Source organism: Nitrososphaera sp. (assembly GCF_050748925.1).
Classification (GTDB): Archaea; Thermoproteota; Nitrososphaeria; order Nitrososphaerales; family Nitrososphaeraceae; genus Nitrososphaera.
The window spans coordinates 1-9,077 of record NZ_JBOGQF010000070.1 but is presented as its reverse complement, the minus strand read 5'-3'; the positions used below and the strand labels follow the sequence as shown (position 1 = coordinate 9,077).

Annotated in this window: 9 protein-coding genes; 5 read left to right on the top strand and 4 right to left on the bottom strand. The window is 54.3% G+C overall.

Annotated features, from left to right (window positions below; translation table 11 throughout):
* A partial coding sequence (locus ACREAY_RS07150) for an ArsR/SmtB family transcription factor (protein WP_431755079.1) occupies positions 1 to 423 on the bottom strand: 423 nt, incomplete at its 3' end.
* Between the two features lie 158 nt (positions 424 to 581).
* On the opposite strand from ACREAY_RS07150, the gene glmS reads away from it, so the two are divergent.
* Positions 582 to 2,345: a glutamine--fructose-6-phosphate transaminase (isomerizing) gene (gene glmS, locus ACREAY_RS07145; RefSeq protein WP_431755078.1), complete on the top strand. Its 1,764-nt coding sequence runs from the start codon at positions 582 to 584 to the stop codon at positions 2,343 to 2,345.
* 341 nt (positions 2,346 to 2,686) lie between these two features.
* Here the strand turns inward: glmS and ACREAY_RS07140 are convergent, their stop codons facing one another.
* On the bottom strand, positions 2,687 to 3,292 hold the full coding sequence (locus ACREAY_RS07140) for a Snf7 family protein (RefSeq protein ID WP_431755077.1): 606 nt from the start codon (positions 3,290 to 3,292) through the stop codon (positions 2,687 to 2,689).
* 196 nt (positions 3,293 to 3,488) lie between these two features.
* Between ACREAY_RS07140 and ACREAY_RS07135 the strand changes: the two genes are divergently transcribed.
* Entirely contained in the window at positions 3,489 to 3,935 is a 447-nt protein-coding gene (locus ACREAY_RS07135) for a hypothetical protein (RefSeq protein WP_431755076.1), read from the top strand.
* Here the strand turns inward: ACREAY_RS07135 and ACREAY_RS07130 are convergent.
* A complete protein-coding gene (locus tag ACREAY_RS07130) occupies positions 3,932 to 4,957 on the bottom strand; it encodes a lysylphosphatidylglycerol synthase transmembrane domain-containing protein (protein ID WP_431755075.1) in 1,026 nt (341 codons plus the stop codon). The genes ACREAY_RS07135 and ACREAY_RS07130 overlap by 4 nt on opposite strands.
* A gap of 70 nt (positions 4,958 to 5,027) precedes the next feature.
* Here ACREAY_RS07130 and ACREAY_RS07125 point away from each other — a divergent pair, with 70 nt between their 5' ends.
* Entirely contained in the window at positions 5,028 to 5,783 is a 756-nt protein-coding gene (locus ACREAY_RS07125) for an ATP/GTP-binding protein (RefSeq protein ID WP_431755074.1), read from the top strand.
* Between the two features lie 2 nt (positions 5,784 to 5,785).
* Complete coding sequence (locus tag ACREAY_RS07120; RefSeq protein WP_431755073.1) at positions 5,786 to 6,718, top strand: homoserine kinase; 933 nt, start codon at positions 5,786 to 5,788, stop codon at positions 6,716 to 6,718.
* On the opposite strand, the gene ACREAY_RS07115 is transcribed toward ACREAY_RS07120, so the two are convergent.
* Positions 6,719 to 7,570: an enoyl-CoA hydratase-related protein gene (locus tag ACREAY_RS07115; RefSeq protein WP_431755080.1), complete on the bottom strand. Its 852-nt coding sequence runs from the start codon at positions 7,568 to 7,570 to the stop codon at positions 6,719 to 6,721. It lies immediately after the preceding gene.
* Between the two features lie 376 nt (positions 7,571 to 7,946).
* On the opposite strand from ACREAY_RS07115, the gene ACREAY_RS07110 reads away from it, so the two are divergent.
* Positions 7,947 to 8,228, top strand: coding sequence for an Lrp/AsnC ligand binding domain-containing protein (locus ACREAY_RS07110; RefSeq protein ID WP_431755072.1), 282 nt, complete (start codon positions 7,947 to 7,949; stop codon positions 8,226 to 8,228).
* Positions 8,229 to 9,077 lie beyond the last annotated feature (849 nt).

Sequence of the window (9,077 nt, the reverse complement as noted above, 5' to 3'; positions counted from 1 at the left end):
GCCCACGACCAGCAGGCCGTCGAACCTGTCGTCTTTGACAAATCCGTCGAAAAACCGCATGGCGTCCTTGTGCCTCCCCGCGCCCATTTCAACCGGCGTCTCGCCCCAGTCCAGCTCGATGCCAAACGCGGGGCTTGCGGCATGATATAGTCTGGCAGTTCCACCCCTCACCAAGTTGCTGCCTGCCTCCTCGATTGCGCCGATCCTCGCCAGTTTTCGGATGTAATAGTAGGCGCTCTGCTCGTATATCCTCAGCTCTTTTGCCACCTGGGCGGGATACATCGGCTCCTTTGACAAGAGCTCCATTATGCGCCACGCCACGGGATTGGAGAGCACGCGCATCTGCTCGACGTCTCTAAAGACAGTTATCCTCTTTGCCGACGCCTGGCCGTCAGACTCGGACACGAGCGACTTTTTCCCCACGCCCGGGATTGTCCATGCGATTATATATTGTTTTATAGCGGTATAAAATACCATTGAGTAATTCCAGCCTTTTTACGCACATATAATGACAAAATTATTCATAACGGTCATAATTCCCATTCATAATCGTTTTAAACTTATGACCTCTAAAGCCTACCGTGTGTTCGATTATAGGTTACAAGGGCAAGCAGTCTGCAGCCCCGATACTGGTTGACAGCCTCAAAAAGATGGAATACAGAGGTTATGATAGCGTAGGCGTAGCGATGATAAACGAAGGCGGCATGCTCGTCCGCAAGGGCACCGGCAAGGTCCTCGAGGTCAACAAGAACCTCAACATCAGCGGCATGTCCGGCATGATAGGAATCGGCCATACCCGGTGGGCGACCCACGGCGGCGTGACTGACAGCAACGCCCATCCCCATTCTGCCTGCAACAAGAGCATTGCCGTGGTCCATAACGGCATCATTGAAAATTACAAAGAGCTCAAAAAAGAGCTGACAGAAGCAGGGCACGTCTTTACAAGCGAGACTGACAGCGAAGTCATCGCCCACCTGCTCGAAGTCCACCTTGCAAAGGGCATCAAGGATGCGCTGATTGCTACGTGCAAGCGCCTGCAGGGCACGTACGGCTTTGTGGCGGTCTTTCAGGACGGCACCATCGCCGGAGCGAGATACGAAGAGCCGCTCATCATCGGCGTGGCAAACGACGGCTATTTCATTTCGTCTGACGTGCTGGGCTTTCTGCAGTACACGGACAAGGCGATATTCCTTGACAACTGCGACATTGCGATAATCGACAGCAAAAAGATGGAGATTTTCAACTTTGACGGCACGCCGGTCGCAAGGCCGATAACCCAGGTCGCATGGGAGCTGGGCGAGATAGACAAGGGCAAGTACGCCCATTACACTCTGAAAGAGATCAACGACCAGCGCCTGACCGTCGCGCACGCGGCGCAGCAGGACGAGGCGGTGATGGGCAAGTTCTGCGAGATATTGAAAAACGCCGGCAGCGTCTACATCACCGGCAGCGGCACCAGCTACCATTCCGCGCTCCTGTTCAAGCACATGCTGGCGCGCTTTGCCAAGATACGCGCAGAGACTGTCATGTCAAGCGAGGCGCACGACGGCCTTGCTTCCGTGGACGACGGCTCTGTCATCATCGCCATTTCGCAGAGCGGCGAGACCGCGGACGTGCTGGAATCTGTAAAGGTATCCAAAAAGCAGGGAGCAAAGATACTGGGCATAGTGAACGTCACGACGTCGTCGCTTGCACGCATCAGCGACGCGTTCCTTTCGACAAACTGCGGCCCCGAGATCGGCGTAGCGGCGACCAAGAGCTTTACCGGCCAGCTGGCCCTTGCGTATGCGGTAACTGACAGGCTCACAGAGGGCAAGCTGCGCGCAGGCGAGGCGGCCGAGTTTGTCGCGGCCATAGAGAAGGTCATCTCGACCAGCCAGCCGGTCATTGAAAAGATGGCCGCAGACATGAAGGACGTAAACGACATCTATTTGCTGGGCAGGTCCATACACTACCCCATCGCACTTGAAGGCGCGCTGAAACTAAAAGAGCTGTCGTACGTCCACGCAGAGGGCGTGGCGGCAGGCGAGCTAAAGCACGGCCCGCTGGCGCTGATGGAAAAGAACACACTTGTCATCCTGCTTGCGCCCCACGACGCGACCTACAACGACTCTATCTCTAACGCACACGAGATCAAGGCAAGGGGCGCGACGGTCATCGGCATCTCTAACATCAAAGACGACATTTACGACCACTGGATCGAGATACCGCACCTTGACCAGGAGGCGTTCTACCCCATAGTCGAGGTGATACCACTCCAGATGCTGTCATACTACCTGGCGCTGGCCAAGAACGCAGACCCGGACTATCCGAGGAACTTGGCAAAGTCAGTGACAGTAAAGTAATGCAGGCGCCGCGCTTCTCTGCAAGCTGGCACATGGCATCAGGCGTCGCCAGCAGAGCCTTTTCATTTTTCTAGAAACATGCAATGAAGGTTATTGACAAAGCTGCCGTATTTTTTCCGCCGCACGGTACCGCGCAAATGCCGCAGGGGATATAAAAGAACAATTATTTTGCGATGTTTCCACTGGAAACGCGCACACACACTTTAGTAAAAAGGTGAGGGGTGAGATTTACGCTCGTTTTGACGGTCATCTCATAAACGACTACATACAAAAGTAGATTCGGTTATGAATCCAATAGGCAAAAATGCGCAAAAAATAAAAAAGAAAAAGAGGCGGCTCGCTTATTGCGAGTGCTCGCCTGCGGATGTCCTGTAGCCAGTCGATCCCACCGGGACGTCTGGGAAGCTCTCAGTCATCCTCGTCTCTGCAACTGCGCCGGCCTCTGCAAGGATCTTGTCTACTTCCTCGCCAGACGCATCGAACGCAAACTGCGTGTTGCCCATGCTGCCGGCAGACATCATTATGTCGCTAAAGACGCCGTTGATTTCGCCAAGTTCGCGGTCGACTTCGGGCATGACGCCTGCAAGGCCTGACCTCACCCTCGTGAGTGCACCCATTGCCGGGCCGATTGCCACCATCACGTCGCCAAGGTCGATTGTTGTTTCCAGGCGCAGCTGTATCTGCTCAAGCGCCATCTTGACCTGCGAGATCATCTTGATCGTCTTTCTGATCTGCGCAATCTCGTTTGAGACCATCTTGCCTGCCTGCGCGTCGTGCTTTTGGAGCGCAGAGACCACCTGGTTGAACAGGCTCTTCTCCTTGCCCTTCAGTTTCTCAAGAATAGTGTCAAGTTTCTGGTTCTGTGCGTGGATCTTGCCCTTGGCGAACTCGATCCTTGGTTTCAGCGGTTGTTGAGGACCGAGAGATTCTTTTACTCTCTCAGACATCGTTGACTTGTTGTCCCTTTGCCAGTTACTGCTAAAGCTCGTCATGTCAAGTAGCGTTTGAAAACGACGTTAAATAGAAATGTCATAATTCGATAACCAACTGGTAATATTTTGTAGACATGCGTTTGCGTCCTGTCGTTCACAACTACAACATGGGAAAACATTAAATCATGTGCGTGCCCAGTCGGTCTGACGCATGCCGAGAGCAAAAAAGGCAGAGGCCAAGGAAAGCGCTCAGGAAGAGGGGCTGCCAAAGTGGGCAGAGGACGAGATCAAGTCAGCCAAGTTTGGCCAGCCAGAGGTCATTTCAAGGACCGGATACATCCTCGAGATCTATGAGAAGGAAGGCAGGCTGGACATCCAGGTCTATGAGCCGATGCCGGACGGCAGGATAATCGTCGAGGGGATAACGATGCCAAAGTCAACCAAGGTCAACGACCTGATGAAGGGCTTTGTTTACGAGTTCAAGATAAACTTCTACTCTGCGCCGCTGGGCGACAAGGTCGTGGAGCTGCTGAAGGCAAAGTTCGGCCTCGACATGAAGGCGATTTACAACTTTGACCTGCAGGAACTGGTGCTGATGGACGTCGAGTCTGACCTGCCAATGGCATCATCGTCGTCAGAAGAGGGCGACGAAGACTAGGCTTTTTTCTGCTCGGGCTTTTTCCTGTCGACTGCCAGCCTTAGGAACGCAATCCAGGTTATCACAAGGGGCACGTGGTAGGACGCTATCCTCCACGCAAGTATCGCGGTTACCCGCGAGTCGCTCGTAAGTTTCTCGATGTCAAATACCCCCCCGACCTGCTGGATGTAGGCCAGCGCGCCCAGCTCGGCAAGGCCGGACCCCCCTATCGTCACCGGGAGGTTTCCAAGTGTGGTCGACGCGGTGGTGGCGTTGAGTGAGTCAAAGAGCCCGAGGCTCGGGTCCACCGTGGCTATCAGAATGAGGAAAGAGGAGGCGTACGCAATCACAGCGACAAACGTGATGGCGAGCCCGACTGCAAACTTTTTGACCACGTGAGGGGAAGAGAAATTGTCCCGGCTTATCGTGGACAGGTCGACCAGCGCGGTGTTTATTTTGACAAGTATGTCGTCGGCCTTTTTTTTCGCAAACCTGTGAACAAGCCTCTCGGCAAACGCGGGGATCTTTAGGGTCCTCTTTGCAGACACCAGGACGATTGCGAGCCAAAAGCCAAAGGTTGCCGCTGCAACTGCGATTATGCTTATGCCGACTGATGTAGCACCAGTTGCTATGGCAAGCGCGCCGGCGACAAATGCTAGTATCGTGACTGCAAACACGTCGGCGATTATCTCCATTATCGTCACCCACGTGGCCTTGCCCGCAGGCACGCCCATTTTGGCCATCCACGCCACCCTCACGACCTCACCCCCGATGAGCGACGGCGTCGTAGAGGTCACAAACTCGCCGGCGAGCCGGGCCTCAAGCGTCTTGCCGGTAGAGCTGATGTCCCGGCCCACAAAGGAGCGGATAAAGTACTTGAACCGGTACGCCTGCAAAAAGAACCTCGTCATGACGGCTGCGGCCGAGGCGACAAACGGCACTATCCCAACCTGGAATATGTCCTGAGGCGAGACTCGGAATATCAGAAAGGTGATTATGAAGGGTATGATGCTTACCGGCACCGCGACGATACGCCAGTTCAAAGCGAGTGCCGGTAAATCGTCGTCACATAAATGTGTAAAGCAGATATAGGCACTCTCCTTTTGCCAAGGCATGACAGGCGCGATATTTGTCGCCGGCACTGCCGGCTCGGGCAAGTCGCTGCTCACGTCCCGGCTTGTGCAGTGGTACCGCGACAGGGGCGCGTTTGCGGCAACGCTCAACCTCGACCCAGGCGTGGCGAGCCTGCCCTACGAGCCGGACATTGACGTGCGCGACATCATCGACATAAGGACGCTCATGGAGAACTTTGGCCTCGGCCCAAACGGGGCGCTTGTCATGGCAAGCGACATGATAGCGACCAAGATGGACGAGCTGCAGAGCCAGGTGGACGAGCTGAACCCCGACTATGTCATAGTCGACACGCCGGGTCAGATTGAATTGTTTGCCTTCCGGGCAAGCGGGCCATACTTTGTGTCCAACCTGCAAGTCGACAACAAGGCGACGATATTTGCGTTTGACGGCACGCTCGTCTCGTCGCCAATCAACTTTGTCTCGATATCGCTCCTTGCGTCTTCTGTCAAGTTGCGGCTAAAGACGGCGCAGATAAACGCGCTGACAAAAAGGGATCTTGTAGCCGACAGGCTAAAGGAGATACTAGAGTGGGCAGGGTCGTCGCACGCCCTTGAAATCGCGCTCAACGGCGAGAAGGAGACAGAGTATTCGCTCCTGAGCAAGGACCTGTCGCGCAGCATGGCAAAGGCAGGGTTTGCGCCCGGCCTGGTGGCGGTGTCAAGCACGACCATGAACGGCATACTGAACCTGTCCGCTGCGCTTGCCAGGACGCTCAACCAGGGGGAGGACGGCTAGCCATGAAGTCGTGCACCGCCGTCGCGCCGTCGTCGACTGCAAACCTCGGCCCCGGCTATGACGTCTTCGGCCTCGCCCTTGACGCGCTGCAGGACAGGGTAAAGATAACGAAATTGAAAGGCAGTGACGGCAGGATAACGATGAAAATGTCCGACGGCAGCATACCGGCGAAGGCAGAGTCCAACTCGGCGGGGCTGGTAGTCATAAAGATGGCGCAGGACTATGGCATCAAGGACAGCCTGCATATAGAAGTCAAAAAGGGCGTGCCGGCCGGCTATGGCATGGGCTCAAGCGCCGCTTCGGCGGCGGCTGCTGCCGTCGCGCTAAAGGCGCTTTACCGGCTAAAGATAGGCAGAGACAGGCTGGTAGAGTATGCTGCAGAAGGAGAGGTGGCAAGCGCAGGGGCCAAGCACTACGACAACGTCTCGGCATCGGTGCTTGGCGGCTTTATAGTCTCCAGCATGGTTGACGGGACGGCCCGGTTCATACGGATAGAGCCGCCACGCGACCTTGCGATGGTGGTCGCTGTTCCGGCGATGCCGGTGCCGGCGAGAAAGACAGAAGTGGCAAGGAGCGTGCTCCCAAAAGAAGTCCCGCTAAAGAGCGCGGTGCAAAACGTTTCAGGGGCAAGCACCATAGTGGCGGGCTGTGCCCTTGGCGACGTCGAGATGATGGCAAGTGGCATCAGAGACGCCATCGTCGAGCCGGCAAGAAAGCACCTGATACCGGGCTATGACGGCGTCAAGGAAAACGCCCTTGCAGCAGGCGCGCTCGCAGTCGCGATAAGCGGCGCGGGGCCGTCAATGATAGCGTTCTTGAAAGGCAACAAAGGTGCCAAAAAAGTGGCAGCGGCCATGGCCGCAGGCTTTAGGGATGCAGGCCTTGGCTGCAGGACGCTTGCCTGCGGGCCGAGCAAGGGCGCGCACGTGGTCTAGCTACTTCTTTCCCTTGTTGAGGAAGGCAGACATCATGCTCTTCCTGTCCTCGTGCGAGAAGCAGAGCGCCCAGCCATAGATCTCTAGGCGCAGACCCGTCTCGATGTCCGAGTCCATGCCGCGGTTTATCAGCATCTTGCTCACCTTGACGGCGGTAAAGCTGTTCTTGGTTATCTCTCTTGCAAGGGCCATGCATTCGCCCATCAGCTTTTTGTTCAGGACCTTGGCGACTTCTCCGGCCCGCGCCTTTTCAGCGGCCGCGTCTCCCTTTGGAGCCTCTGGCGGCAGCTGGTCGTCAGCGCCCAGCTTTACTACCTTGTTCACGAGTCCGATGGCCGCGGCCTCGTCGGCTGTTATCATCTTGCCGGTGTAGACCATCTCTTTTGCCTTTGCAGGGCCCACGATGCGCATTAGCCTCTGCGTCCCGCCCCATCCCGGCGGGATGCCTATCGTGACTTCGGGCTGGCCCATCTTGGCGTTTTCAGACGCTATCCGGATGTCGCACACCATCGCCAGCTCGCACCCGCCGCCGAGGGCAAAGCCGTTCACCGCGGCTATTACAGGCTTTTCCAGCTTTTCTATCTTGTTGAGGACCGCCTGGGCGGATGACGCGTATTTCTCTGCCTGCATCGGCTCGATGTTGACCATGAAGGCGATGTCGGCTCCTGCGCAGAACGCGCGCTCGCCTGCGCCGGTAATGACCACGGCCTTGGTGCCGTCGTCGGCACCAAGGATGTCGATAGTGCGTGAAAGTTCGGCAATGACGTCAACGTTCATGGCGTTGAGCGCTTCAGGCCTGTTTATCTTGACGACCGCAACGTCGCCGTGGGGTTCAAGCTGGATGTACTTCATTGTGGACATGGATGAGGGGCAGCTTTCGCCTCAAATTAAAGCTTATTAGCGCTTAATAAGGAATAAATGAATTGAACATGACTAAAGTTATTCGATATGTTACCTCTTCCAATCTTTGATCTGGCTTTTCTGTCAAGGATGCCTCTGACGGAAATTATGTTTTCCAAATTCGACGCAAACGCAAAGGTTGTCTGGAATCTGAAATCAAGAAACGTCAGAAGTGACAGTTCAGACCAGATTCGGACAATGTCTAAAAAATAAAGTCAGTTACTGGCGTGATCAGGTGATACGGTGAAAACCTAGTCGATTCTTGATTTAACTGGAACTAGAGCTGCTGAATATCGTTTAATACTTGATTCGACCATTCTGTATATGTATGCCTGGGGCGTATGTCTTGATTAAAATCAACCCAGGAGTAGAAAGGCAGGTCATAGATGAGCTGTCGCAACTGCCGGGCGTCGTTCATGTTGAAGGAGTATATGGAGGGTTTGACATTGTAGCGAGGATAGAGTTTCCAACAGATGCCATGATATCTAGAACTCTTAACAAGGTCAGAAAAATCTCAGGCATCAAATCCACCGTAACCATGTCGTTTATTGAAGGTCAGCAAAAGAAAGTGAGGTCAGACATGGATCATTTGGGGCCCCCATCAGATTAATTTCACGTATTGCAGATGCACGACTTCGGAGTTGCATAATCCAGAGCTATCTTAAATGTTGATATATTGTGAAAGCCATATTCTAAATGGAATGAAGTTCCCATCATTCGGTAGGAAATACAAATGTGTGGTCTGTGGTGAGAAGTTCAAGACCGAGGCAGAGCTGGAGGACCACAGGGTAAAGATGCACGCGACATCAACCGCATAACGACCGCAGGTCCTTTGAATCCACCGTGACCCTACTCGCCCCTTGGTTTTCGGGTCCCAGCGAGGGATACGAGAGTTTTTGACGTAGAGTTAACATCGAAGCGCGTTCTCTTAAGGAACGCCGCAATAATAACGGCAGTTGTCGTATAGTGCTTCAAGAATTCCTTCAGCTCCTGGATGGATCCAGACTGGCCAGCATAACCTTGCACTGCGACGAAATGCGGATAACACCTAGTCTACCTCTAGTATAGGCATATATCCGACAATTGCAGAAGTATTCTTACGAGGTAGGCCGTTTTTTGACAATACCTTGCTTACCGTGCATATAGCTGGACGTACGTGACCGGCGTATCCCTCTAGCACACCAGCGCCCGTCCGTACTTCAGACGGTCTACCTCGTATCCCTAAAAGCGTATATTCAAGAAGTGCGTCAATCGTACAGGGTAAGTCGTCACAAGCAATTGTCGGACTAGTATCCGATGAAACGCAAATCCTTGTTGGATTTGGGTTCAACATGTGGGTGCACGACTTGCCCTGAGTCCTGTTAAAGTGATTTTTTGAGCCATAATATGGTCTTGATGGTCCCTTCTGCATTGCTGGGTCGCCTAATGCGGCTGGCGTGTAAGGTGTGCACCCTTGGCG

Coding starts and splice junctions, on each gene's coding strand:
- ACREAY_RS07140 (WP_431755077.1), bottom strand. CDS start 3,292: ATGTCTGAGAGAGTAAAAGAATCTCTCGGTCCTCAACAACCGCTGAAA.
- ACREAY_RS07135 (WP_431755076.1), top strand. CDS start 3,489: ATGCCGAGAGCAAAAAAGGCAGAGGCCAAGGAAAGCGCTCAGGAAGAG.
- ACREAY_RS07125 (WP_431755074.1), top strand. CDS start 5,028: ATGACAGGCGCGATATTTGTCGCCGGCACTGCCGGCTCGGGCAAGTCG.
- ACREAY_RS07120 (WP_431755073.1), top strand. CDS start 5,786: ATGAAGTCGTGCACCGCCGTCGCGCCGTCGTCGACTGCAAACCTCGGC.
- ACREAY_RS07115 (WP_431755080.1), bottom strand. CDS start 7,570: ATGAAGTACATCCAGCTTGAACCCCACGGCGACGTTGCGGTCGTCAAG.
- ACREAY_RS07110 (WP_431755072.1), top strand. CDS start 7,947: ATGCCTGGGGCGTATGTCTTGATTAAAATCAACCCAGGAGTAGAAAGG.